Origin of the sequence: Alishewanella aestuarii B11 (assembly GCF_000280055.1) — a bacterium.
GTDB lineage: Bacteria > Pseudomonadota > Gammaproteobacteria > Enterobacterales > Alteromonadaceae > Alishewanella > Alishewanella aestuarii.
The window spans coordinates 1-22,918 of the sequence record NZ_ALAB01000023.1 but is presented as its reverse complement, the minus strand read 5'-3'; the positions used below and the strand labels follow the sequence as shown (position 1 = coordinate 22,918).

Genomic DNA, 22,918 nt, shown 5'->3' with positions numbered 1-22,918 from the left:
CGCACCATGAAGCCGAACTATTAACCACTTTAATGGAACGGCCTTTTACTTCAAAACTCCATGTTTTTCTCATTGAATACTCCGTAATTCAGAAAACGTATAACGCCCCGCGCATGCGCGCGAACTTGTGAGCGTCGCAGGGGCCACAGGCCCCGAATGACGCGGTTTGTTATAAAGAAACTTAGTTGAGACTATTCTTGTCCCTCCCTATCAAAATTCTCATAACACCATCTTTGGTTTCATGGTTAAACATGACGGGAGCACTTTTATCTCTCCATTCTTGCTCGCTGAGGGATTTTGAAAATAAGGTGCCCAGTAGTAGTGCATTATCATCATTTGCTATGATTTTTAACTCGCAAAGGGTCCTTTTACAAGTTAACTCTTGGATATCGAACTTACGATCTTCGTCTGACGCAATGAAATCACGGATATTTGCTTCATACTGATACGCCCAACTCCCATCAACTTCTTCCTCCCTAAATTGTGTAAGAGCTTTATCTTCAAAACTTGAAATACTTTCGCCACTTCTCATTCTATTAGCAAAGGCTAATAGTACATCCATATCAGTTTTTGTTTCTGAGCTATTATCCTCTGAAAATTCAGGTTTTTCATCAGATGCGGCTGGAATAGTAGCCAGCTCAGATACCACCGGATAACTTTTCAGTTCTATTACTTCGTCATTTAATGAAGCAGTTGGCGCTTCGCTTTTATTTAATTCCTGTTGATACACAGATAAATCATTTCTAAGCTTTTCAAGCTCTCTAACCAACTGTAAGTTATACTGACTTAAAGCGATATTATCTTGTTCTAGCCTTTCGCTAGCACTGTCAAATTTATATACGGCAAATCCAGAGGCCAGGGCAAGATCACGAACATTTAACGCGCACTTTAACATAACTGATTGACCGCGATCTTCCGTTGTGATCAGATACTGGCTTTTACGCGGAGCCAGTTTATGAACATCGATATTTTTGCAGAGCACTTTTCAGAATTAGAAGACCCAAGGCAAGCATCTAAGGTCGTTTACCCCTTGTTTGACGTGGTATTTTTAACGCTGTGTGCCGTTATCGCAGGCTGTGAGGGCTGGGAAGATATTGAAGATTTCGGTGAAAACCGCTTTGACTGGTTGCAAGAACATGGTTTTTTCAAACTGGGCTTGCCGGTACACGACACTATCGCACGGGTGATGTCATTGCTGGACAGCGAAGCTTTACAGCGTTGCTTTGCCAGTTGGATGCAGGCTTGTACAGAGCTTACTGATGGTCAGGTGGTAGCGATTGACGGCAAAACGTTGCGCAGCTCTTACAACCGCGAAGACCGCTGCTCTTCTATTCATATGGTTAGCGCTTTTGCCAGTGCCAATGGCGTGGTAATGGGCCAGGTTAAAACGGACGAGAAGAGCAACGAAATTACGGCGATACCTCAGCTACTTAACTTGCTGGAGCTTAAAGGATGCTTGGTCAGTTTGGATGCCATGGGATGCCAGAAAGAGATAGCGCAGCAGATAGTAGATAAAGAAGCCGACTACCTGTTGACGGTTAAAGGCAACCAAGGACAGCTGCATGATGCCGTAAAACAAGCCTTTGCGGGTAAAGCGCACAAAGATACTGCCGCGCAGTCACTAGAAAAGAACCGTGGGCGCTTGGAGTACCGTGAATTCCAGGTATGTGATGCCAGTGAATTACCGGAAAAACTCAAAGCTGCGTGGCCAGGGCTGACAACCCTTGGCATGGCAACGACTTACCGGGTGGAAAAGCACAAGCGAGCCGTATTAGAACAGCGTTATTTTATCAGCTCAGCCGTTCTTAGTGCCGAGCGGCTAGCCAGCGCAGTTCGCGAGCATTGGAGTATCGAAAACCAGTTACACTGGGTGCTGGATGTAAGCTTAGGTGAGGATGCTTGCCAGATATATCGTGGTAATGCAGCGACTAATCTTGCCACGATGCGACACTTTGGTTTGAATATGTTACGCGCTGAGAAGCGAAAAATGAGTATCAGAAGAAAGCAGCGTCAGGCATTGATGAATGAGGCTTATTTGGATGCGGTGCTTGAAGCTGGAATGAGTATGGTTATTAAATGACCACTCGTAATCTCACCCTGATCCAGAGGCTAGTGTCGTAACAGCAAGAACAGTAATTAGCACATTTGATAACTTCACGAAATCTCCTAATTTCTCGTTTCTTTATAACGCCCAAATTTAGCGCGGAAAGCCGCGCAGCGGGTTGACGTCGCAGCCAGCGCTTTTTGCTGGCGATAAAATTTGCTTGTTAAGTTTCAATTTCACCGAACTCTCTTTTGCATTTTTCCAATATCTCGATTGATTCTTCTTCGGTTGGAAAGTACTTATTAATTTCCTTACCGGCAACGAAATCACAAACGCAAGCAGTTAGTGCTGAATTAAAACCAATTTTGTTTAGATAAGAAAGAATGTTAAGTTTTTGATCTAGGCTCATTTTGCACTCGAGATACCACTCACCTCTTAAATGATGAGGTGCCAACATCCAAGTACTATCTCTTGAAATGAACGAATTGCCATCAGTGCGACGTGAGTAAGCAGATAAAGAGTTGTAACATTTATCTTCTATTCCAATACAAAGTTTCTGCAACGCATATTGCATTCTTGATGACTGCGAGTTTTGGGTGGGCACACCATCAAGCAGACCTTCTTTCCGATCATCCGGTGCGGTCGTCTGCCAACGGAGCAGCAACGTCGCTAGAAATATTTCATCAACTTTATTAAGACGCATCTGACTCTCCTGAAACTTAACGCGTTGCTAATTGGCTGCCGCAGCGCAGCGTAGGCAGTCCAGTGGAGGCCACGCTTTTTGTGGCCGGAACGAAATTAAGCAATTTGTTATACGTTTTTGCATTTACTTTCTTCATGGCTGCCACTTGTTTTTAGCTGAACGTCTTTGACTGAAGGGTTGGCATTTGAAAGTGCGACATAAACCTCAGCAACCATAACTGGCCCTGCACAATAGTCAACGTCTAAGGTAACCAGTGAAAACTTTATTTGTTTCAACTTGCTTTCTAATTCTGTTGAGTTCAGCTCTTCATCCGAGCTGTTGATTGAATAGCTGCTTTCCTTTACAAAAATTGTGACCGACTCATCGGCAAGTACTTTGACACTAATTGCCAAAAGAAATACTAAAACCAGAATGTAACGCATAAACCCCTCCAAAACGTATAACGCCGCGGCCACGGGCAAAGGCCAGCGGCTTGCCGCGCTGTGGTCTTTGTCCCCGAGGAGCGTAGCGACGAGTTAGTGAGCCGCATTGTTAGAATTTTTTTTATGCTCATTCAGCATTTCATAAAGGTGTACTTCGACCTTCTTACTGTGTGCATGACCCGCGACGATGAGATCACGATTAATACCTTCAAGTTCACGTTGGTATTTGTTCCAGACAACTTCGTCATAGAACTCCTCATCACGACCACTTCTGATGTACTTTGTTAGAATTTCCAGTTCGCCTTTAGAAAAGCGCTGAGTATAAACTGGCGCGAGAGATTCCCTAACGACAGGCCACGCAAAGTATTTTTGCTCCCACGCCCTAACGACTTCGGCAAAGGGCTTTAACTCAGGTTTCGCTACCATAGTGACATGCGTCATCACCCCATCGTTTTGGGCGAAATACTGTTTAGCCCCGTTAACCTCTAAGTATTCGTACACTGGGTGCTCTGCAAAAGCACCAAAAGAACAAAGCAGAGTAATCCATGCCCACATTTTCATAGTTGTTTCTCCAAAATTCCTAACGCGAAGCTAAGCGGTGCCCTGACAAGGGCATCCGGTGGACGGCCGTCAGGCCGGGAACGTACTTGAGCGACTGGTTAGCACTGCTCAACTAAATACCTGTGACCCAAGTCAAAATGGTATTCCGTTCTCATCTTCTGTTTCACTTGATTCCGTAGACGGCTCAGAACCAAAAAGATCGTCTTCAATCGGCATCAGCTCCCATAGCTCGTTCTGGTGGAGCCATACCGGATCAGCATTCTCCTCAATGAACTGGTCTACAGGCATGCCATCCATGGTTGGTGGCCGCTTTATTCTGGCTTGCTTACCGTTCATAAAGACCCACTGGTACTTCCTTTGCCGCTCTGCTTGCGCGGCTTTCTTTGCACTCTTTTGGGCCGGAGTGAGCTGTTTCTTAACTTTTGCCATAGCTAAACTTTTTGGTGCTAACGCCCGCCATCACCGGTGACAAAACCGCAGCGAAGCGGAGGGTTTGGCATCCGGTGCATGGCTTGGTTATGTTTCGTTTGCTGGTAATTCGAGCTGCCTCTCACTCCGCCAGACTCGTATGAGCAGAACTTCTTTAGCCTGCCTGAGATAGACAACTCGAAACGGCGCGTGAATCAATTCGCGAATATGATCCATGTTAAATTCAGGAACAACTCGGCCAGCATCCGGGTGGATTTGAAGCATTTCACAGTGCTCCAGGATAGCAGCCACGAAATCATCACCGATATGTGGCACAACCTGCGCTTTGTAATACTCCTGAATAGCCTGTAAGTCTTCAAGAGCGGACTGTGCTATGCGTAGTTCCATTTACTTGATTCCCAACGTTTTCTTGGCGTCCTCCAACGATACGGTGCTGCCCTCGCGAATATCCATAAGCCCCCGCGCCACCGCCTTTACAAACCGCAATTCCTCAGCTGTTCTCTCATAATCCTCAAGCCCCTGCACAACAGCTATGCCGCGGCCACGGCTGGTGAGCAGGATTGGGCGATGCGTGTCCTGCGTTCGACCAACCACCTTTCCGGGATTGATTTTAAGGTCTGATAGAGGAATGACATCCTCGGAAAATTTCACTTGCATAGTGATTACCTAGCCAACGATTTGGTGTCATTAATAGCACCAGTTAACAGGTGCAGTCAAGAAACATAACGCCCGCAGCACGCGCGGCTTTGTAATGGAGGCGCAGCCGCAATGAAAAAGCCGTCGCTGTGTCTGCGATTGTTAGAAGCCATTAGCCACCAACCTTGTTATACGCCATTGCTATAAATTCTTTAACCGGCTCAAAATCCGCTTCCGAAGACACAGTAAACTCAACATCACCAGTACCGTAATGACCTATTGATGTTACATCTCTATAGTTTTTGGTGCCCTCTGGAACGTCGGACGGCTTGAGCTTTAAGAACAATTTGATGTTCTTACCTTTGACTTCCATACACGCGATGTTCTGGGAGATTTTGTAAGCAACGTAGAATTTTTTCGGCACTTCTTCAATAGATTCATCTAGGCCGAGGATGAACTCACGGATCGATGCTGTTAGCTCGCGAATATCTTCGCTTTTGCCGTCAAGTCTTTCATCAAATGTATAGGTCGCTGTGGCGCGAGTAAGAGCTGCCTTCTTGCCCGCCTCGACCATGACAGGGTTTTTGTATCCGTTCTCTGCTGGCATGGTTGCGACAGAGGAAGCCGCCGACTTTGTAGAGTGAAAAACCTCCTCAAGATATATTGAATCGTTGGAGAACAAGCGGTATTTCCACAGCTCTATATTTGCACCCATCACTTGCACAGCGTGCAAGTCATATTTTTTATAGTTGGGAGCTATACAGATTACTCTGACATCTGACCAATCAACTTTGACGCCACTTCCAAGTCGCTTTTGAACCGCAATCTCGAAATCGCCTTTGTGGTCTTGAATCCAGTGCAGATAGAAAAGACTTTGGTTGATAAGTTCAGATGACTCGACTTTCTTGTATTCGATGATGACAGGGTTATCTTCCTCAGACAAAGCCAAGCTATCAATTCGACCAGCGTGCTGAGCACCCGTTGAAAATTCGCTGGCAACAAACCTACAATTGAAAACGGTTTCGAGATTTTTCTCAATCAGCGTCTGTAAGTCCTTTTCCAGGGCGAAGTTCTTCTGCTCTACGGCAGATAGTCTATCCCCTGAAATATCAAAAATCGGCACTTGATGATTACTCCGTAGTTTCTTTGGCTTCTAACGCAGCCAGCAGCGGCCGAAAAGCCGCGCAGCGGGTTTGAGGTCCAGGCCACGCAGTGGCCGTTGCTGACTGGCTTTGTTAAATTTCACTGACTTTACAACGCTGGTAGTACATTACTACAAAAACTGACGCAACTAACAGCAAGCCAACAATGCCGCCTGACAACACTGACAAAACTGATAAAGGCACCAGAATTTTTAACGCCAAATCCGAGCTTCGAACAAGATAAATGCCTAAAGCCAAAACTGCCGCTATGGTTACCACATTAAAACTTAACAACCCTAAGAAATACCAAAAAGGGTCACTTGGATAGGCGAAGTCCTCAGTTGTCACCCACAGCATATCAATCTGTGTAATTAAGCGGATGGCAAGGTAAAGAGACTAACTAGCTAGCAGTATTCCAACAGTCCTTTGAAGATGCACCTGTACCTCCGTGAAATTTAACGCCCGGCTCACGCGCCGGTTTGGAGCCGCGAAGCGGCGGAAAATCGGTCGCTGTGCAGCCGATTGTTATGTTTTCCCCGAAGTGCTAGACTGTGTATAGAAACTGCAAACCATACACATAGGTGCACCATGAGAACAAACATTGTCATTGACGACCAGTTGATGGCCGAAGCCCTCAAAGCCTCTGGCTACGAAACCAAAAAAGAAGCCGTTGAGCAAGGCCTGAAACTTCTGGTCCAGTTGAGCAAGCAGCAGGAAATTCGAAAACTGCGCGGCAAGGTCAAGTGGGAAGGCGACCTGAATGAAATGCGGAGCGCCGAATGATACTGGTGGATACCAGCGTCTGGATCGACTATTTCAACGGAGTCACTAACCCACATACTGACCTGTTGGATGCCTCGATAGTCCAAGGATCTGTCGCTATCGGGGACCTCATATTTCTGGAAATCCTCCAAGGCATCCGCAACGACAAACAGTATCGTCAGACCAAACAAAGCCTGATGGCGCTAGATCAATATGAAATGTTTGGCAAAGATATGGCAGCCAAATGTGCCGACAATTATCGAGCGCTTCGTAAAAAGGGCATCACGATCAGAAAGACTGCCGATGTGATCATCGCGACATTTTGCATAGAGAAGGAGCTACCCCTGTTGTTCCTGGATCGTGACTTTATCCCCTTTGTTGATCATCTTGGACTTGAGCCGGCTCTGAGAGAAGCATAACGCCCGCAGCACGCGCGGCTTTGTAGTGAAGGCGAAGCCGCAACGAAAAAGCTGTCGCTGTGCCTGCGATTGTTATGCATATCTATTCAGCCCCCAGCATATCTCGCACCTCATTTACATAACGCTGCCATTCCTCAACAACCTGACTAGTAACGCTAGATTCAAACTCTGGATATTTTTTCGCGTGAAACCAAGTTTCAGATTTACCGGAAACCCTATCCTTGTATCCAGGGCCCATTCCCCACTCTTGAAACAAACCATTCCAGAGCTGACTATCTGATGAAAGCTTTCCTTCATAAACCGCGCGTCCTTTAGCAAACGCTTTTTGGTAAATATCACCAAGTCGTTTCTCAGTTGTTTGTTTCAACTGTTTAAGCAGCGCATAAGCAGGTTGTAGTTCATTCTGAGAAAGCATGTTATCGATTAGTACGATAAATTCATCCTTTAGCGTGCCGATTTGGTCCACAACTTGCTGACGAGCACCTGTAGCTAAAAGCTGATAGTAATCGAGATTATGCCACTCTCCCTTGCGATTAACACTAGCTCGAACACTAGCAGCATATGTACCCTTGTTTCTAATGTCATTAATTAAAGGTAAAAAATACTCTCTTAACGCCGGAGAGCAGCCTTGAGCCTTTTTTATCCAAGGTTCCAGCGTATTCTTAACCTGATTCTTCGCCGCTGTAGCTGATTGAGAGACCAGTTCAGTTTCGATGTCGACAATAGCCTTCTCGATATCGACAATAGTCTGAGCATATTGACCGCGCAGCACAGAAACTTTTTCGATCAACAGTTTGTTAAGTTCCTTCGGATCATCAGACTTTACATCGAAAAATCGCACATCTAGGTTGTCTAATTGTAGTGTGTGCCTTAGATCATTAACGACCTGCTCAGCACGGATCTCACGTCCCTCAGTTTTATCACCAACAGGTTCATCTATGTCGATAACTTTTTCAGCTTCACTCTCCCTGTCAAGAATTAACAATACTGTTTCTTTGGCAATTCGGTGATTCAGACCTGCATCCTTGGCAAGCTTCAGTAATCCGGACATTGTCTTATCGGGCGCTTCGTTGAATCGGCAGCACAGTACACTGACAGTACGATTGTCTGTAAGGCAGCTATCAAGATCCGCACGGTTAACCGTCTGATCGACACCCTTTGTATCAACTACTGACAGAGAGAAATCGACGTCATCGAAAAGTTTTAGCGGCGCCAATATGCATATATGCTTGGATAGACCAACGCTCGGATGAGTGCAGCTATTGATAGCTTTGAATGTTGTGTGCAACCACTCGTATTGGTCTACTCCATCATCACTGGTGAATCGCGTTTGATGACGAGCTGTATAATCAAGACGTTCCAACAACGCTTCTTTTAACAATTCGACAGATTGGTAATTGGCCGCAAAATCTTTAGCGTTGTCCGTAGTTATTCGCTTGCCTTCGGAGGTTTTTGTACGTGATATTCGGAGGTCAAGCATGTTACGGAGCGCCCTCTCAACTTCGGCGCTCAGTTTAAATGGCTCTGAATTATCCGATTCTTCGATATCTGATAGTAAGTACTGAGCAAAGTCCGTGAGGTAGCCCCTTACTTCAGCTTCGGAATGCGGAGTGACTTCGATCTCAAGTTGAGAACCAAAAGATATTTCCACTTCGCATAGCGTAGTACGACCGCTACCCGTGCTAAGAATCGGCTCTTCTCCATCTAACAAGCCAAGTAGATGGCATATGGCGGTTGTCTTCCCGGTACCTATGTTACCGATAAATGCCAGTCTTTGATCTGAGTTTGAGAGATAAGAAACCGCATCGTCAAAAAGCTCCCGATGATTATCTAATTGTTTCCGTGTTGCGCTTTCCTCAGGCAGCTTTGTCATCAAACTTTCTATCGATTTATGCAAGGCCCTTTGACGGTCTTTCAGATCATTAGATTCAATTTTTATACTCATTTACCGCACCCTCTGGTTCCCATTTGCAGGCTTCCCAAAACTACCCATAATTGCATAACGCCCAAATTTAGCGCGGAAAGCCGCGCAGCGGGTTGACGTCGCAGCCAGCGCTTTTTGCTGGCGATAAAATTTGTTTGTTAGCGCCGGTACTCAACGCTATCACCAGAAACCGAAATAACATTATCACTAACAAGCTGATTCAAATAGCCTTGTATTGCAAGTTCATTGCCTTTGATTCGCATGTGAGAGGCAATATGGTTACGTAGTGATGCGACTTTTTTAGGCCTTTTATCCTTGGGTTTTGATGTCAAACTTTGGAGCAGCTTAGCACTGATATTTTCCACCGTAGCAAGCTTGATATGCTTGCATGTACGGCCATTAGCTTTTATGTGAGCAATTAGTGGAGTAAACCCGTTATCATTTGAGATTATGTCGAAAGTTACGTCTTTACCGGCAGCGCTATCATACCGCCCAAGATAGTAAGACAAATGAAAATCCAAGTTATTTGACTGCGTTGCCTTAAGCTGAACGATGACTATTTCCAGTGGTATATCATATTTTTTCTCACCGAAATCAATTTTGGGTTGTTTAGCACCAAGAAATACAATGATTTTCTGATAAGCCGAAAGGTCAATTTTTTCTAAATTACCGATGTTTTCGTAATCAATAAATGCCCACTTCACTGTGAACTCTCCTTTTTAGCGCTAACGCACGCCTAAACGGCGAGCAACTTGTTGCGAGTCCAGCGGCCAAAGACCGCGTTGTTTTAGGCGTTTGTTAGCCACTTAGCTTGGTCTAGTATGTTTTACGTTTACGTATAATGCTGCAAACAGCGGGATAACCACTGAAGAAGTAATAACCAATAAAGCTTGCAACATAGATAAGATATTCAGAATAAATGCAACGCTTGCGAGCAAAATTAGCAATCCCGTAATAAATACGCTAGTGCCCATTATGAATCCAACTAATTTTGGATCGCTATATGACATGTCATCCCAGCTTGAAAGCAAATTACGCTTCTGCTTTATTCCTACAAGATAGCCCAATACCATGAGCGGTATACCGCAAAACAAACCAACAATAGCTGCCACGAGTAAAGAATCTTCCATGTAGTTATCTCCTTAAGCTAACGCTTGAATTAAGCCGCGCCGCGAAGCGGCGTCGGCTTGAATGAACTGTTAGGCATCATCTCCATGTAGCAGAAAACATCTTGCTTGGATCAGTTTCCGACAATTGGTGAACTCTGCCGTCTACGTAACTAACGGCAAGCGATGAGTCCGCAAGAATCTCAAACACGGTTCCGTCGATCACAGATACGTAACTTGTATCAGACAGCTGACGCAGAGGAGTTGCCTGCGGCCAAGGGCAACAGCCACCAATCAAGTCTCCGTCCCACACTAGTGCGTAAGAGTGCCCCAGCCGCAAGATGCTGAATGTGTACCGGAAGGGAGTGGTACTGTCATGCTCTTCAGGAAGATCCCACTCACCGACAAGATGCCAGCTACGCCCTGGCTCAACAGTTATTAGATTGACGGGCTTGTCACCATTTTCGGTCGCAACCAATGGGAGGCTCATCGCCAAGAAGGCTACTAATGTCAGGGTGCGAACATACTCTCTCATGATGCCTAACGCGAAGCTAAGCGGTGCCCTGACAAGGGCATCCGGTGGACGGCCGTCAGGCCGGGAACGTACTTGAGCGACTGGTTAGCACTGCTCAACTAAATACCTGTGACCCAAGTCAAAATGGTATTCCGTTCTCATCTTCTGTTTCACTTGATTCCGTAGACGGCTCAGAACCAAAAAGATCGTCTTCAATCGGCATCAGCTCCCATAGCTCGTTCTGGTGGAGCCATACCGGATCAGCATTCTCCTCAATGAACTGGTCTACAGGCATGCCATCCATGGTTGGTGGCCGCTTTATTCTGGCTTGCTTACCGTTCATAAAGACCCACTGGTACTTCCTTTGCCGCTCTGCTTGCGCGGCTTTCTTTGCACTCTTTTGGGCCGGAGTGAGCTGTTTCTTAACTTTTGCCATAGCTAAACTTTTTGGTGCTAACGCAGCCAGCATGCGCGGCTTTGTAGTGAAGGCGAAGCCGCAGCGGAAAAGGCGTCGCCGTGACTGGCCTTGTTATAAACCACTTTACCCACTTACTGCTGCCGATGTTGAACCTACATCTTTTTTAAGCACTAGCACCACCAAATAAACTAAGCCAAACGGTGGAATGATTGAAAGTACCACACCGAGCAAACCAGCCAAAATTGGAGTTTGAGTTTTACGACGGCCAAGGTAATAACAGACTGCACCCATGATTAAGGCGAATAAAGCGATGAACTCGCCGAGCAACGTAGCATTAATATTCAAATGAACTCTCCTTGTGGTTTATAACGCTCAAAGCAGCTGCGCGGTACGCGTCAGATGCCTTTGCTTGTTAGCAGCCCACACCGGACTTGCGCGGCTTGCCGCACTGGCAAACCCGAACAACGGCAGGCTGCTGTTATTAAAAACTAAACCGGCCAAGTGCGATACGGCGAGCCAACCGGAACCTGTAAAACTACTGAGCGAAGCCAAGAAGAACAACGCTACCGCCATCACCATTTGCAACAAACCCACAAATTGGCGGACTTAACCTTTTGGCGCTGCCGCTAAATAAACCAAACGCGAGCAATGCCGGAACAAAACTACTGACGAAAACCGTTAAAACCCCGAACACCTGCTAACGCATTGCTCACCGGAAAATGACGAGCGCCAGCGAGTTATTTGTCCGGTGCAGTAACTTGTTAGCAGCAAACACCCAAACCTTCGCGGCTTTGCCGCCATGCGATGTTGACCGAAGCCACTGCACACATAAATTAAAAACCTAACCAGCCAAGTGCGATACAACGACATAGCTGGAACCTTAAAACTTGCTGCAAGCGGAGTAAATGAACCAAAGGAACAACGCTACCGCCCTCGCCACCAGCAACTAACCCACAAACTTGCGGACTTTACGTTTTGGCTTTACCGCTAAGAAAACGAAACGCGAGCAATGCCAAAACAGAAAACCTATACAGCCACAACAACCCGAAAGCTGCTAACGCTCAAAGCAAGCGCGCGGTACGCGTCGCTTTGCCTTTGCTTGTTAGCAGCTCAAACCAAACTTTCGCGGCTTGCCGCACTGGCAAACCCAAACAACGGCACGGCTGCTTTTAATTAAAAACTAAACCCGTTAACTGCGACACAGCGAGCCAACCGGAACCTATAAAACTGTTAAGCGAAGCCAAAAAGAACAACACTACCGCCACCACCGTTTACAGCATACCCGCAAACTGGCGACCTTTAACTTTTGGCGCTGCCGCTAAAAATACCAAACGCGAGCAATGCCGGAATAAAACTACTGACTGAAACCGTTAAAACCCCGAAAACCTGCTAACGCCCGCCACAAACGCGAGCAACTTGTTGCGAGTCGAGCGCCCAAAGGGCGCGCTTTTGATGGCGATTGTTAGAGCTCACAGCTTGATGACTGCCAACATATCTTCACCATCTTCATCCAACCCCACTTCCTGAAAGCCAAAACTTGAGTAAAAATCTTTGGCTACTGGGTTTTCAGGGTCATAGCAAATTTCTATTTCTTTTACTTTGTCGCTGGCTTTGATTTCATTCAGCGCCAAATTTAGTGCGGCTCTACCAATACCCGATTTTTGATAACGTTGATCCACCATAAAGCGCCAGATAGAAACTTTTTCAGGTGTTTCAGATACCCACATGAAAAAGCCAACAGGTTTATCGTTTTGATAGATTGCCTTACAGGTATGCCCTTGGCAGTAATGTGACTCAACCAAAGACCACATATTGCTCGCAACATATTCCTGTTGCTCATCAGTGACATCTAAGTCACATACTGCTTCATAATTTGAACTTGTAACTTCTTCCAGTGTGATACTCATGACTTTCCTTAGCTCTAACGCCCAAATTTAGCGCGGAAAGCCGCGCAGCGGGTTGACGTCGCAGCCAGCGCTTTTTGCTGGCGATAAAATTTGTTTGTTATACGTTTTTAACGAATATCTCTCTGCTGACTCAAAGGCAACCGTTTTGTTGAACTGAACACTAGCTGCCGCTTACCATCCCTTGCAAGGTAAACATCAATTTCTACAGTAACGAAAGCTCTAGGCTCAATTTCCAATATACCCAATTCACCTAAGTTTGTAGAAAGCAAAACCTTACCACCAAAAGCGAAAAAACTGCGGTCATGATCTTTAAAGTCACCATCGACGTAAAGTTTCGCACCATGAAGCCAACTATTAACCACTTTAATGGAACGGCCTTTTACTTCAAAACTCCATGTTTTTCTCATTGAATACTCCGTAATTCAGAAAACGTATAACGCTGCGCTCACCGGTAAATTGGGAGCGCAGCGAGTAATTTATCCGAGTGCAGCGCCTTGTTAGGCATGAGCCAATTTAAGACCAACAATACCCGCACAAATCAGCCCTAAACTAACTAGCTTAAGGACATCAGTTGACTCGCCGAACAATAATATTCCTAGAAGCGCCGTGCCTACAGCACCAATACCCACCCATATCGCATAGGCTGTACCGACAGGCAACGTTTTCAGAGCCAAACCTAGCAATAGAAAACTTGCAACCAACGAAATCACCGTGCCAACAGTAGGCCATAGATTCGTAAAGCCATCTGTGTACTTCAATCCAATGGCCCAGCCAATCTCCAAAAGACCAGCTACAAACAAAATTATCCAACTCATAAACACCTCTCAATTAGTTTTGGGGCCGTCCCCTAACGAAATTGAGAGGTGAGGTCGTCCTCACTTCAGAATGCCTAACGCTTATTCGACGGAACTTTCCGTATTTAAACACGGACTTTTCCGTAATTGTAAATTTCCCTGTAGCTACATTAACCACAAATTTTCGCAGAGACAATATCTTATTGAGATTAACCTTTAACAGCAGGCGACAAATATGGAAACATCCGCCTAACAAGATTGACTTGACATTTCCCATATAGCTGTATACTTAAACAGTAGTCAAAGAGAGGTGCTATATGGCAACAAAATCCCCTTTTTTAGACTTTGTGGCTGAGGAAATGTATAAGCGCCGCTATGCTAAGCGCACGGTTGAAACCTATTTACACTGGATCCGCTTTTACATTTTATTTCATAAAAAGCAGCACCCTAAAGACTTAGCGGAGCAACACGTAGAGCAGTTTTTAACCTACCTTGCGGTAAATAGGCATGTTGCAGTGCAAACGCAGGCATTGGCGCTTAATGCGCTCAGTTTTTTGTATAAAGAGATTTTGCAGCGGCCGTTATCACTTAACTTGAATTTTAATCAATCCAGTAAACCCAGAAAGCTGCCGGTTGTACTAACCAAAGACGAAATTAAACGCTTATTAAGAGAAATTGATCCTGGCTATTTGCTACTGGCGCAATTGTTATATGGCAGCGGTTTGCGGTTAATGGAGGCGGTGCGGTTACGGGTTGCGGCCATTGATTTTGATTACCTTTCTATCATGGTATGGCATGGTAAAGGCGGTAAACACCGGCGGGTCACTTTAGCGCCAGAGCTGGTGCCGGCATTAAAACGCCAAATTTCCTTGGTCGAGGCTTATTATCAGCAAGATCTTGAAACTCAAGATTATGCCGGGGTTTGGTTACCTTTTGCCTTAGCCCGCAAATATCCTGGTGCGCCAAAAGAGCTAGGCTGGCAGTATTTATTTCCATCCAACAAACTAAGCATTGATCCCGACTCTAAATTGCTGCGCCGCCATCATATTGATGAATCGGGTTTGCAAAAGGCGGTGAAAAGTGCCTCCCGTAAAGCAAGGATCGACAAGCATGTTAGCTGCCACACCTTACGTCACTCGTTCGCCACGCACCTTTTACAAGCCGGTATGGATATCCGCACTGTGCAGGAACAACTTGGCCATACCGATGTAAAAACCACGCAAATTTATACCCATGTGTTAAAGCAAGGAGGTAATGCCGTGCAAAGTCCACTATCGCAACTACTTTAGGTAATACCCCAAGAAGCCGCTATACTTGGTAAGGAAAAGATTATGCCAACTATCTCCATGTTCTACGGGATAATAATCCGAATGTATTACGCCCCTAAAGAACATCCACCACCGCATTTTCATGTATATTATGGTGAGTATAGGGCAACAGTTGATATTTTAGAGTGCGAAATTTTGCAGGGGGATCTTCCTGTTAAGCAAACGAAATTGGTCTTGGCTTGGGCGGAGCTACACCAGGACGAACTCATGGCGGATTGGTTATTAGTAATGAATGGCGAAGAACCATTCAAGATTAAACCATTGCAATAAGAGGTTTAAGCATGTTTCCGGCAGTAACACGGGTAACCGCATTGGAAAACTATCAATTAGCAATCGAATTTGCTAATGGTGAACATGGCATTTTGGATATGAAGCCTTATCTGGACTTTGGTGTCTTTAAACGCTTACAGGAAACGTCTGCATTTAATCAGGTATTTGTGTCTTTCGATACGATTGAATGGCGCGCAGGGGTCGATCTGGCACCTGAGTTTGTTTACCGGCATTGCCAACGTAACCAGCAGAATGCCAAATTGATGGCTAATAGCTGAACTTAAACTCACCACATACGAACAGGGCGCAAAAGCGCCCTGTTAATTTAAGCTTTTACCCCTGTCTTTTTCAGAAACAATCGCCCGGCACTCTTACCCAGCCTTCCATAAGCACCCGCGCGCTGCGGCTCATAATGGCTTTGGTTACTGTCCATTGACCAGCGACTTCAGCAGCCGCGGCACCAACGCGTAAGGTGCCAGACGGATGGCCAAAGCGCACTGCTTCTCTGGCACCACCACCGGCGGCTAAATTTACCAGGGTACCGGGTATTGCAGCGGCCGTACCAATGGCAACCGCAGCCGTGCCCATCATCGCATGGTGTAATTTACCCATTGATAAGGCCCGTACCAGCAAATCAATCTCGCTCTCAGCAACGGTTTTACCGCTGGACGCCACATAACTTTGTGGCGGCGCGACAAAGGCAATTTTCGGTGTATGGGCGCGGGCGGCCGCTTCGCTAATATCCTGTATCAGGCCCATTTTTACTGCGCCATAGGCGCGAATGGTTTCAAAGCGCGCTAACGCTGCTGCATCACTGTTAATGGCGTCTTGTAGTTCGGTGCAGGTATAGCCAATATCCACTGCATTAACAAAGATGGTAGGAATGCCGGCATTAATCAGCGTGGCTTTAAAGGTACCGATACCTGGCACCTCTAAGTCATCGACTAAATTACCGGTTGGGAACATAGCGCCACCACCCTCGCCTTCATCGGCGGCCGGATCCAGAAACTCAATTTGTACTTCAGCAGCTGGGAAAGTCACGCCGTCGAGCTCAAAGTCGCCGGTTTCCTGCACCTCACCAGCGGTCATCGGCACATGAGCAATAATGGTTTTGCCAATATTGGCCTGCCAAATCCGCACCGTGCACAGGCCATTTTGCGGGATCCGCTCGGCATCGACCAAACCATTGCTAATCGCAAAAGCGCCTACCGCCGCAGTTAAATTACCGCAGTTGCCACTCCAGTCGATAAAGGCTTTGTCGATGGCGACCTGACCAAACAAGTAATCAACATCATGCTCTGGCTTGCTGCTTTTACTTAAGATCACCGTTTTACTGGTGCTCGAGGTCGCACCACCCATGCCATCGGTATGTTTACCATAAGGATCCGGGCTGCCAATTACCCGCAGCAGCAGGTTATCCCGCGCCTTACCCGGCTGCTGGGCAGCAGCGGGTAAGTCAGTCAGCTTAAAGAACACGCCTTTCGAGGTTCCGCCACGCATATAGGTAGCCGGGATCTTGATTTGTGATGTAAACATTTAACCTCCTACAGCGAAATTGGCGGAAAGCCAATTTTCAATTTGTGGTGCAGTCATTACACCGCTCCTTGCAAAAAGTCCTGCGCAAAGCGCTGCAGCACACCACCGGCCTCATAAATCGACACTTCTTCAGCGGTATCTAAACGGCAGGTTACCGGCACTTCCACCACCTCACCGTTAGCGCGGTTAATTACCAGCGTTAAATCAGTACGCGGCGTGCGGGCGCCTTTCACATCATAGGTCTCAGTACCATCTAACTGCAGGGTTTTACGGTTGGTGCCCGGCTTAAACTCCAGCGGTAATACGCCCATACCAATTAGGTTAGTACGGTGAATGCGCTCAAAACCTTCGGCAACAATGGCTTCGACACCGGCTAAGCGCACGCCTTTGGCAGCCCAGTCGCGGGATGAGCCTTGACCATAGTCGGCACCGGCAATAATAATCAGCGGTTGTTTGCGATCCATATAGGTTTCAATCGCTTCCCACATCCGCATTACCTTGCCTTCCGGCTCAACCCGAGCCAGCGAACCTTGTTTTACCTTGCCATTTTCCAGCACCATTTCGTTAAACAGTTTGGGGTTAGCAAAGGTAGCGCGCTGTGCCGTTAAGTGATCACCGCGGTGCGTGGCATAAGAGTTAAAGTCTTCTTCCGGCAAGCCCATTTTGGCCAGATACTCACCGGCCGCACTATCCAGCAGAATGGCATTCGACGGTGATAAATGGTCAGTGGTAATATTATCCGGCAAAATCGCCAGTGGCCGCATACCGCTTAAGCTGCGCTCGCCTGCCAGCGCGCCTTCCCAATACGGGGGGCGGCGAATATAGGTACTTTGTGGCCGCCAGTTATATAGCGGGCTAATTTGCTCACCGTAATCCACACTTAGCGCAAACATCGGCTCGTACACTTTGCGGAACTGCTCTGGTTTTACGCTTTGTGCCACTACGGCATCAATTTCCGCATCGCTTGGCCAGATATCTTTTAAGGTAATGGCTTTACCGTTATGGTAGCCCAGTACATCTTTTTCGATATCAAAGCGGATAGTACCGGCAATGGCATAGGCGACAACCAGCGCCGGCGAGGCTAAAAACGCTTGTTTGGCATAAGGGTGAATACGGCCATCAAAGTTACGGTTACCCGATAACACTGCTGTGGCGTACAAGTCACGGTCAATAATTTCCTGCTGAATCACCGGATCCAGTGCGCCGCTCATACCATTACAGGTAGTACAGGCAAAGGCGACAATACCAAAGCCTAGTTGCTCCAGCTCTGGCAGTAAACCACCCTCTTCCAGATACAGTTGCACCGCTTTGGAGCCGGGCGCCAGCGAGGTTTTCACCCACGGCTTGCGGCTTAACCCCAGCTTATTGGCATTACGCGCCAGCAAACCTGCGGCAATCACATTGCGCGGGTTAGAGGTATTGGTACAGCTGGTAATGGCCGCGATAATCACCGCGCCATCCGGCATCTTGCCCTCTTCAATTTCATACTTACCGGCAATGCCTTTCGCGGCTAAATCGCTGGTCGATAAACGGGCATGCGGGTTCGATGGGCCTGCCATAGTGCGGCCAACGCTGGATAAATCAAAGCGCAGTACCCGCTCGTACTCGGCCGTTTTTAAACTCTCGCTCCACAGGCCAGCCGCTTTGGCATAGGTTTCTACCAGTTTTACCTGCGCCGGCTCACGGCCAGTCAGGGTTAAATAATCCAGCGTTTGCTGATCAATAGAGAACATCGCCGCAGTGGCACCGTATTCCGGTGTCATATTAGAAATGGTAGCCCGGTCACCTAAACTCAGGCTGTCGGCACCCTCGCCAAAGAATTCTAAATAGCTTGATACCACTTTTTCTTTACGCAAAAACTCGGTCAGCGCCAGTACAATATCGGTGGCCATAATACCTGGTTGCGCTTTGCCGGTTAGCTCTACGCCGATAATATCGGGCAGGCGCATCCAGCTGGCGCGGCCCAGCATTACGCTTTCGGCCTCTAACCCACCGACGCCAATAGCGATAACGCCTAATGCATCAACATGCGGCGTATGGCTGTCGGTCCCCACTAAGGTATCCGGAAAGGCCACGCCGTCTTTAGCATGGATCACCGGCGACATCCGCTCTAAGTTAATCTGGTGCATAATGCCGTTACCCGGCGGGATCACATCCACATTCTTAAAGGCTTTTTTGGTCCAGTTAATAAAGTGGAAACGATCGTCGTTACGTCTGTCTTCAATGACGCGGTTTTTCTCAAAGGCGTCTTTTTCAAAACCGGCATGCTCTACCGCTAATGAGTGGTCAACAATCAGCTGCGTTGGCACCACCGGGTTCACTTTAGCCGGATCACCGCCCTTTTCCGCGATGGCATCACGCAGGCCGGCTAAATCAACCAGTGCGGTTTGGCCTAAAATATCGTGGCAGACCACACGGGCCGGAAACCACGGAAAATCGATATCGCGCTTGCGGTAAATCAGCTGTTTTAACGCATCAGGCAACAGCGCCGGATCGCAGCGACGCACCAGGTTTTCGGCATGCACGCGCGAGGTGTATGGGAGTTTGGCATAAGCACCTGGCTCAATGGCGTCTACCGCTTCGCGGGCGTCAAAGTAGTCAAGCTGGGTACCTGGTAAATTTTTGCGGTATTGGCTATTCATGGTGTTTACTCTTGTCTCGTAAAAAGAGAGTTCGCTGTAACAGCCGGCCGATAAGCAGTAATCGGCTTGTTCTAAGTCAACCGTTGGAGGCCATGGATGGCCGGACAAATTCGTCGGGAACGAATTTGGACAGCTTTGCTGGCCTTCGGTGAATATCATGGATGATATTCACAACCGAGCCCCATGGATGGTTCATGGCGTGTTGACGTGAACAAGCCGGTTACAGCTGTATCCTGAAGCAACCGGCACTAGGGCATCACCCTCAATCAAATCTTTATACTTTGTCACCTAAGTGCTGCTATTAACGCTGGGCAATAGGTTTCACAGTACGTGGCTCAACACCCACATAATCCGCACTTGGCCGGATAATACGGTTATCGGCGCGCTGCTCCATCACGTGGGCGGCCCAACCGGTTAAGCGGCTGCACACGAAAATCGGCGTAAACAGCTTGGTTGGAATCCCCATATAGTTATAGGCCGACGCATGGAAGAAATCGGCGTTACAGAACAGTTTTTTCTCACGCCACATCACCGCTTCACAACGCACTGATACATCGTAAAGCTTGGTATCGCCATTAGCCTTGGCCAGTTTTTCTGACCATTCTTTAATTACGGCGTTACGCGGATCCGACTCTGAGTAAATGGCATGGCCAAAGCCCATAATCTTTTCTTTACGCTCTAACATACCCAGCAGTTTCTGCTCGGCATCGTCAGCGTTATCCATTTTCTCAATCAGCTCCATCGCCGCCTCGTTCGCACCGCCATGCAGTGGGCCACGCAGTGAGCCGATAGCGCCGGTAATACAGGAGTGCATATCGCTTAGCGTCGAGGCACATACCCGGGCAGTAAAGGTTGAGGCGTTAAATTCATGCTCGGCGTACAAAATCAGCGAGGCTTGCATTACTTTCACATGCAAGGCTTCTGGTTTCTTGTCGTGTAAGGTCCACAGGAATTGTTCGGCAATGGAATCAGCGTCGGTTTCCACGTTTACGCGCTTGCCATGGTGGCTATAGTTATACCAGTAGTTAACCAGTCCTGGGAAAATCGCCAGCATCCGGTCAGTTACGTCCTGCTGCTGGGCAAAGCTGTGTTCCATTTCCAGGTTACCCAGCATTGAGCAGCCAGTACGCATCACATCCATCGGATGGGCATTGGCTGGAATACGCTCTAATACGTCTTTTAGTGCTTGAGGCAGTGCGCGCAAGCTCTTTAATTTGGCTTTGTAAGCGGCAAGTTCAGCACTATTTGGCAATTCGCCCTTTAAAATTAAGTGCGCCACTTCTTCAAAGGTACAGTTGGCGGCTAAATCTTTAACATCATAACCCCGATAGGTTAAGCCTGAACCTGTCTTACCTACTGTTGATAAGGCGGTTTTACCTGCTACCTGGCCGCGCAAACCTGCGCCTGAGAGTACTTTACCTGTTGACATGGTTGTTGCTCCTATTCTGTTTAGCCTTCATCCTTGTCACTGCAGCGGTGTTAGCTGCGTTCGCGCCCTGGAACGCCAGCCCGGCCCAATCACATAGTAGACTATGCTCCTGGGGTCGCACGGGCGCTCCCGTTCACTCACTTGCTGCCTTGCTGCAGCGGCAATGATTTTGGCTAAAAGTAATAATTAAAAATGTAAAATATTTATCTTAAGATTTTTTGCTGCTAAACAGCTGATCCAGTTTTTGCTCGAAGCTGTGGTAACTTAAAAAGTCATACAGCTCAGCGCGGGTTTGCATGCTATCTACCACGGCTTTCTGATCGCCGTTTGCCAGGATCGACTGATACACATTGAGTGCGGCCTTGTTCATGGCACGGAAGGCACTTAACGGATACAGCACCATCGCCACACCAACGCTGGCCAGCTCAGCTTTGTTATACAGTGGGGTTTGACCAAACTCAGTGATATTAGCCAGTACCGGCACCTTTAACGCTGAGGTAAAGGCTTGATATTGTTCCAGTGTATGTACCGCTTCGGCAAAAATGGCATCGGCACCGGCGTCCTGACAGGCAATAGCACGCTCAATAGCCGCATCTAAACCTTGCTGTGCTAACGCATCGGTACGCGCCATAATAAAGAAGCTCTCGTCAGTACGGGCATCAACACTGGCTTTAACCCGGTCGACCATTTCATCGAGGCTAACAATTTCTTTATTCGGGCGATGGCCACAACGCTTTTGCGCCACCTGATCTTCAATATGAAAACCTGCTGCGCCGGCACGGGTCATTTCTTTTACCGTGCGGGCAATATTAAAAGCACCACCCCAACCGGTATCGGCATCCACTAACAGTGGCAGGCTGGTGGCAGCGGTAATGCGGCGGATATCTTCGCAGACATCATTTAATGAGGTCATGCCTAAATCAGGTAAACCAAAAGAGGCATTGGCCACGCCAGCGCCCGACAGGTAAAGCGCCTGGTGTCCGGTACGCTCGGCCATCATCGCGGTGTAGGCATTAATGGTGCCGACGATTTGCAGTGGCGAATTGGCGGTAATGGCGGCACGGAATTTCTGGCCGGCGGTTAAATTGCTCATCTTAGTTCCCCTGTTGCTCTAGTTCAGTCAGTTTATGTTCAATATTGCGCCTGGAGGCAGCGATATGCCGGCGCATCAATAAGTCGGCCAGTTCACCATCACGATTGGCAATGGCATTAATAATAGCCTTATGTTCGTCAAATGCCCGCGATACACGCGGGCCATTCATACCAAGCTGCACCCGGTACATCCGCATCAGGTGATACAGCTCGTCGGTGAGAATATTGATTAAATACGGGTTTTTACTGCCAAGGATAATGCGGTAATGAAAATCCAGATCGCCGGCTTCCTGATAATAACTCTCGCCCTCACGCACCCGCTGCGAGATAAGATGCTGATCGAGTAAATCCTGCATCTCACGAATTTCGGCATCGCTCATTTGCGTCGCCGCTAACCGGCAGGCTAAGCCTTCTAATTCTTCACGCAGTTGATACAGCGATAACAGATTTTCTGTCGACAATTTCACGACTCGCGCCCCGGCATTCGGCGTGCGCTCCAGCAAGTGGCAACGCTCTAATCTTGCTAAGGCTTCACGCAGCGGCGCGCGGCTAAGATCAAAGCGTTTCGCTAGCTCCGGCTCGCTGATCTTAGAGCCCGGCGCAATTTCACCGGCCACAATAGCGCGCAGCAGCTCTTGCAGAACACGATCTGCAGCAGTTACAACGGGGCGTTGCAAAGCAGGATTCATAGCTGATTGTCGACATAAACAAAGAATGGGTAAGTTTTAGGCTTATTTAACGCCAGTGTCAAGTCAAAATCGGTAGGATTGTCGACAATCAGACTAAAGTACATATTAATGCTTACGGACTCCGGTACGCTCGCCGTACCGGAGTCCATCC

28 protein-coding genes are annotated in these 22,918 nt (G+C 47.5%); 6 read left to right on the top strand and 22 right to left on the bottom strand.

Annotated features, from left to right (window positions below; genetic code table 11):
• Positions 1-181: 181 nt before the first annotated feature.
• Entirely contained in the window at positions 182-895 is a 714-nt protein-coding gene (locus AEST_RS08085; protein ID WP_008608335.1) for a hypothetical protein, read from the bottom strand.
• Between the two features lie 60 nt (positions 896-955).
• Here AEST_RS08085 and AEST_RS08080 point away from each other — a divergent pair, with 60 nt between their 5' ends.
• Positions 956-2,080 (top strand): ISAs1 family transposase, encoded by a 1,125-nt coding sequence (locus AEST_RS08080; RefSeq protein WP_008606797.1) that lies wholly within the window; start codon positions 956-958, stop codon positions 2,078-2,080.
• A 187-nt stretch (positions 2,081-2,267) separates the two neighbouring features.
• Here AEST_RS08080 and AEST_RS08075 read toward each other — a convergent pair whose 3' ends face one another.
• The 8 genes from AEST_RS08075 to AEST_RS08040 all read right to left on the bottom strand — a co-directional run bounded on the left by AEST_RS08075 (position 2,268) and on the right by AEST_RS08040 (position 6,294).
• The gene (locus tag AEST_RS08075) at positions 2,268-2,747 is read right to left on the bottom strand and encodes a hypothetical protein (RefSeq protein ID WP_039925297.1); all 480 of its coding nucleotides are present in this window, start codon (positions 2,745-2,747) and stop codon (positions 2,268-2,270) included.
• 107 nt (positions 2,748-2,854) lie between these two features.
• Positions 2,855-3,169 carry a hypothetical protein gene (locus AEST_RS08070; RefSeq protein ID WP_008608333.1) on the bottom strand — a complete coding sequence of 105 codons (315 nt, stop codon included), beginning with the start codon at positions 3,167-3,169 and terminating at the stop codon, positions 2,855-2,857.
• Positions 3,170-3,262: 93 nt separating this feature from the next.
• Positions 3,263-3,730 carry a hypothetical protein gene (locus tag AEST_RS08065; protein WP_008608332.1) on the bottom strand — a complete coding sequence of 156 codons (468 nt, stop codon included), beginning with the start codon at positions 3,728-3,730 and terminating at the stop codon, positions 3,263-3,265.
• Positions 3,731-3,862: 132 nt separating this feature from the next.
• Positions 3,863-4,159: a hypothetical protein gene (locus AEST_RS08060; RefSeq protein WP_039925294.1), complete on the bottom strand. Its 297-nt coding sequence runs from the start codon at positions 4,157-4,159 to the stop codon at positions 3,863-3,865.
• A gap of 87 nt (positions 4,160-4,246) precedes the next feature.
• Positions 4,247-4,546, bottom strand: a complete 300-nt coding sequence (locus AEST_RS08055) for a type II toxin-antitoxin system RelE/ParE family toxin (RefSeq protein WP_039925293.1) — start codon at positions 4,544-4,546, stop codon at positions 4,247-4,249.
• Positions 4,547-4,816 carry a type II toxin-antitoxin system Phd/YefM family antitoxin gene (locus AEST_RS08050; protein ID WP_039925291.1) on the bottom strand — a complete coding sequence of 90 codons (270 nt, stop codon included), beginning with the start codon at positions 4,814-4,816 and terminating at the stop codon, positions 4,547-4,549.
• Between the two features lie 151 nt (positions 4,817-4,967).
• A complete protein-coding gene (locus AEST_RS08045) occupies positions 4,968-5,918 on the bottom strand; it encodes a DUF5655 domain-containing protein (RefSeq protein WP_008608330.1) in 951 nt (316 codons plus the stop codon).
• Positions 5,919-6,030: 112 nt separating this feature from the next.
• Complete coding sequence (locus tag AEST_RS08040; protein WP_008608329.1) at positions 6,031-6,294, bottom strand: hypothetical protein; 264 nt, start codon at positions 6,292-6,294, stop codon at positions 6,031-6,033.
• Between the two features lie 231 nt (positions 6,295-6,525).
• Between AEST_RS08040 and AEST_RS08035 the strand changes: the two genes are divergently transcribed.
• Together AEST_RS08035 and vapC are read left to right on the top strand one after the other, a co-directional pair.
• Entirely contained in the window at positions 6,526-6,720 is a 195-nt protein-coding gene (locus tag AEST_RS08035; RefSeq protein WP_008608328.1) for a type II toxin-antitoxin system VapB family antitoxin, read from the top strand.
• Positions 6,717-7,118, top strand: a complete 402-nt coding sequence (gene vapC / locus AEST_RS08030; protein ID WP_039925288.1) for a type II toxin-antitoxin system VapC family toxin — start codon at positions 6,717-6,719, stop codon at positions 7,116-7,118. Before AEST_RS08035 ends, vapC begins: the two co-directional genes overlap by 4 nt.
• Positions 7,119-7,200: 82 nt before the next feature.
• Here the strand turns inward: vapC and AEST_RS08025 are convergent, their stop codons facing one another.
• From AEST_RS08025 to sugE, 8 genes are all read right to left on the bottom strand, one after another.
• Complete coding sequence (locus tag AEST_RS08025) at positions 7,201-9,063, bottom strand: hypothetical protein (RefSeq protein ID WP_008608326.1); 1,863 nt, start codon at positions 9,061-9,063, stop codon at positions 7,201-7,203.
• A 137-nt stretch (positions 9,064-9,200) separates the two neighbouring features.
• The gene (locus AEST_RS08020) at positions 9,201-9,746 is read right to left on the bottom strand and encodes a PIN domain-containing protein (protein WP_008608324.1); all 546 of its coding nucleotides are present in this window, start codon (positions 9,744-9,746) and stop codon (positions 9,201-9,203) included.
• Positions 9,747-9,848: 102 nt separating this feature from the next.
• Positions 9,849-10,172 carry a hypothetical protein gene (locus tag AEST_RS08015; RefSeq protein ID WP_039925286.1) on the bottom strand — a complete coding sequence of 108 codons (324 nt, stop codon included), beginning with the start codon at positions 10,170-10,172 and terminating at the stop codon, positions 9,849-9,851.
• A 629-nt stretch (positions 10,173-10,801) separates the two neighbouring features.
• The gene (locus AEST_RS08005) at positions 10,802-11,098 is read right to left on the bottom strand and encodes a hypothetical protein (RefSeq protein WP_039925294.1); all 297 of its coding nucleotides are present in this window, start codon (positions 11,096-11,098) and stop codon (positions 10,802-10,804) included.
• A 105-nt stretch (positions 11,099-11,203) separates the two neighbouring features.
• Complete coding sequence (locus tag AEST_RS08000; RefSeq protein ID WP_039925283.1) at positions 11,204-11,425, bottom strand: hypothetical protein; 222 nt, start codon at positions 11,423-11,425, stop codon at positions 11,204-11,206.
• A 1,124-nt stretch (positions 11,426-12,549) separates the two neighbouring features.
• Positions 12,550-12,987 carry a GNAT family N-acetyltransferase gene (locus tag AEST_RS07990; protein WP_008608321.1) on the bottom strand — a complete coding sequence of 146 codons (438 nt, stop codon included), beginning with the start codon at positions 12,985-12,987 and terminating at the stop codon, positions 12,550-12,552.
• Between the two features lie 107 nt (positions 12,988-13,094).
• The gene (locus tag AEST_RS07985; RefSeq protein WP_039925282.1) at positions 13,095-13,394 is read right to left on the bottom strand and encodes a hypothetical protein; all 300 of its coding nucleotides are present in this window, start codon (positions 13,392-13,394) and stop codon (positions 13,095-13,097) included.
• Positions 13,395-13,484: 90 nt separating this feature from the next.
• The gene (gene sugE / locus AEST_RS07980; RefSeq protein WP_039925280.1) at positions 13,485-13,802 is read right to left on the bottom strand and encodes a quaternary ammonium compound efflux SMR transporter SugE; all 318 of its coding nucleotides are present in this window, start codon (positions 13,800-13,802) and stop codon (positions 13,485-13,487) included.
• 296 nt (positions 13,803-14,098) lie between these two features.
• On the opposite strand from sugE, the gene AEST_RS07975 reads away from it, so the two are divergent.
• From AEST_RS07975 to AEST_RS07965, 3 genes are read left to right on the top strand one after another with little or no spacing between them, the layout of a single operon-like run.
• Positions 14,099-15,070: an integron integrase gene (locus AEST_RS07975; RefSeq protein WP_008608320.1), complete on the top strand. Its 972-nt coding sequence runs from the start codon at positions 14,099-14,101 to the stop codon at positions 15,068-15,070.
• 42 nt (positions 15,071-15,112) lie between these two features.
• The gene (locus AEST_RS07970; protein ID WP_039925278.1) at positions 15,113-15,379 is read left to right on the top strand and encodes a DUF4160 domain-containing protein; all 267 of its coding nucleotides are present in this window, start codon (positions 15,113-15,115) and stop codon (positions 15,377-15,379) included.
• A gap of 11 nt (positions 15,380-15,390) precedes the next feature.
• Entirely contained in the window at positions 15,391-15,657 is a 267-nt protein-coding gene (locus AEST_RS07965; RefSeq protein ID WP_008608319.1) for a DUF2442 domain-containing protein, read from the top strand.
• Between the two features lie 70 nt (positions 15,658-15,727).
• Here the strand turns inward: AEST_RS07965 and prpF are convergent, their stop codons facing one another.
• From prpF to AEST_RS07940, 5 genes are all read right to left on the bottom strand, one after another.
• Complete coding sequence (prpF, locus tag AEST_RS07960; protein ID WP_008608318.1) at positions 15,728-16,915, bottom strand: 2-methylaconitate cis-trans isomerase PrpF; 1,188 nt, start codon at positions 16,913-16,915, stop codon at positions 15,728-15,730.
• Positions 16,916-16,971: 56 nt separating this feature from the next.
• Positions 16,972-19,557 carry a Fe/S-dependent 2-methylisocitrate dehydratase AcnD gene (acnD, locus tag AEST_RS07955; protein WP_008608316.1) on the bottom strand — a complete coding sequence of 862 codons (2,586 nt, stop codon included), beginning with the start codon at positions 19,555-19,557 and terminating at the stop codon, positions 16,972-16,974.
• A gap of 301 nt (positions 19,558-19,858) precedes the next feature.
• Entirely contained in the window at positions 19,859-20,986 is a 1,128-nt protein-coding gene (gene prpC, locus AEST_RS07950; protein WP_008608315.1) for a bifunctional 2-methylcitrate synthase/citrate synthase, read from the bottom strand.
• A gap of 208 nt (positions 20,987-21,194) precedes the next feature.
• On the bottom strand, positions 21,195-22,079 hold the full coding sequence (gene prpB / locus AEST_RS07945) for a methylisocitrate lyase (RefSeq protein WP_008608313.1): 885 nt from the start codon (positions 22,077-22,079) through the stop codon (positions 21,195-21,197).
• Between the two features lies 1 nt (position 22,080).
• Positions 22,081-22,767: a GntR family transcriptional regulator gene (locus AEST_RS07940; protein WP_008608312.1), complete on the bottom strand. Its 687-nt coding sequence runs from the start codon at positions 22,765-22,767 to the stop codon at positions 22,081-22,083.
• Positions 22,768-22,918 lie beyond the last annotated feature (151 nt).

What these genes read in the sequence shown, in the direction of transcription:
- AEST_RS08085 (WP_008608335.1), bottom strand. Translation starts at nt 895, where the DNA reads ATGTTAAAGTGCGCGTTAAATGTTCGTGATCTTGCCCTGGCCTCTGGA.
- AEST_RS08080 (WP_008606797.1), top strand. Translation starts at nt 956, where the DNA reads ATGAACATCGATATTTTTGCAGAGCACTTTTCAGAATTAGAAGACCCA.
- AEST_RS08075 (WP_039925297.1), bottom strand. Translation starts at nt 2,747, where the DNA reads ATGCGTCTTAATAAAGTTGATGAAATATTTCTAGCGACGTTGCTGCTC.
- AEST_RS08070 (WP_008608333.1), bottom strand. Translation starts at nt 3,169, where the DNA reads ATGCGTTACATTCTGGTTTTAGTATTTCTTTTGGCAATTAGTGTCAAA.
- AEST_RS08065 (WP_008608332.1), bottom strand. Translation starts at nt 3,730, where the DNA reads ATGAAAATGTGGGCATGGATTACTCTGCTTTGTTCTTTTGGTGCTTTT.
- AEST_RS08060 (WP_039925294.1), bottom strand. Translation starts at nt 4,159, where the DNA reads ATGGCAAAAGTTAAGAAACAGCTCACTCCGGCCCAAAAGAGTGCAAAG.
- AEST_RS08055 (WP_039925293.1), bottom strand. Translation starts at nt 4,546, where the DNA reads ATGGAACTACGCATAGCACAGTCCGCTCTTGAAGACTTACAGGCTATT.
- AEST_RS08050 (WP_039925291.1), bottom strand. Translation starts at nt 4,816, where the DNA reads ATGCAAGTGAAATTTTCCGAGGATGTCATTCCTCTATCAGACCTTAAA.
- AEST_RS08040 (WP_008608329.1), bottom strand. Translation starts at nt 6,294, where the DNA reads ATGCTGTGGGTGACAACTGAGGACTTCGCCTATCCAAGTGACCCTTTT.
- AEST_RS08035 (WP_008608328.1), top strand. Translation starts at nt 6,526, where the DNA reads ATGAGAACAAACATTGTCATTGACGACCAGTTGATGGCCGAAGCCCTC.
- vapC (WP_039925288.1), top strand. Translation starts at nt 6,717, where the DNA reads ATGATACTGGTGGATACCAGCGTCTGGATCGACTATTTCAACGGAGTC.
- AEST_RS08025 (WP_008608326.1), bottom strand. Translation starts at nt 9,063, where the DNA reads ATGAGTATAAAAATTGAATCTAATGATCTGAAAGACCGTCAAAGGGCC.
- AEST_RS08015 (WP_039925286.1), bottom strand. Translation starts at nt 10,172, where the DNA reads ATGGAAGATTCTTTACTCGTGGCAGCTATTGTTGGTTTGTTTTGCGGT.
- AEST_RS08005 (WP_039925294.1), bottom strand. Translation starts at nt 11,098, where the DNA reads ATGGCAAAAGTTAAGAAACAGCTCACTCCGGCCCAAAAGAGTGCAAAG.
- AEST_RS07990 (WP_008608321.1), bottom strand. Translation starts at nt 12,987, where the DNA reads ATGAGTATCACACTGGAAGAAGTTACAAGTTCAAATTATGAAGCAGTA.
- AEST_RS07985 (WP_039925282.1), bottom strand. Translation starts at nt 13,394, where the DNA reads ATGAGAAAAACATGGAGTTTTGAAGTAAAAGGCCGTTCCATTAAAGTG.
- sugE (WP_039925280.1), bottom strand. Translation starts at nt 13,802, where the DNA reads ATGAGTTGGATAATTTTGTTTGTAGCTGGTCTTTTGGAGATTGGCTGG.
- AEST_RS07975 (WP_008608320.1), top strand. Translation starts at nt 14,099, where the DNA reads ATGGCAACAAAATCCCCTTTTTTAGACTTTGTGGCTGAGGAAATGTAT.
- AEST_RS07970 (WP_039925278.1), top strand. Translation starts at nt 15,113, where the DNA reads ATGCCAACTATCTCCATGTTCTACGGGATAATAATCCGAATGTATTAC.
- AEST_RS07965 (WP_008608319.1), top strand. Translation starts at nt 15,391, where the DNA reads ATGTTTCCGGCAGTAACACGGGTAACCGCATTGGAAAACTATCAATTA.
- prpF (WP_008608318.1), bottom strand. Translation starts at nt 16,915, where the DNA reads ATGTTTACATCACAAATCAAGATCCCGGCTACCTATATGCGTGGCGGA.
- acnD (WP_008608316.1), bottom strand. Translation starts at nt 19,557, where the DNA reads ATGAATAGCCAATACCGCAAAAATTTACCAGGTACCCAGCTTGACTAC.
- prpC (WP_008608315.1), bottom strand. Translation starts at nt 20,986, where the DNA reads ATGTCAACAGGTAAAGTACTCTCAGGCGCAGGTTTGCGCGGCCAGGTA.
- prpB (WP_008608313.1), bottom strand. Translation starts at nt 22,079, where the DNA reads ATGAGCAATTTAACCGCCGGCCAGAAATTCCGTGCCGCCATTACCGCC.
- AEST_RS07940 (WP_008608312.1), bottom strand. Translation starts at nt 22,767, where the DNA reads ATGAATCCTGCTTTGCAACGCCCCGTTGTAACTGCTGCAGATCGTGTT.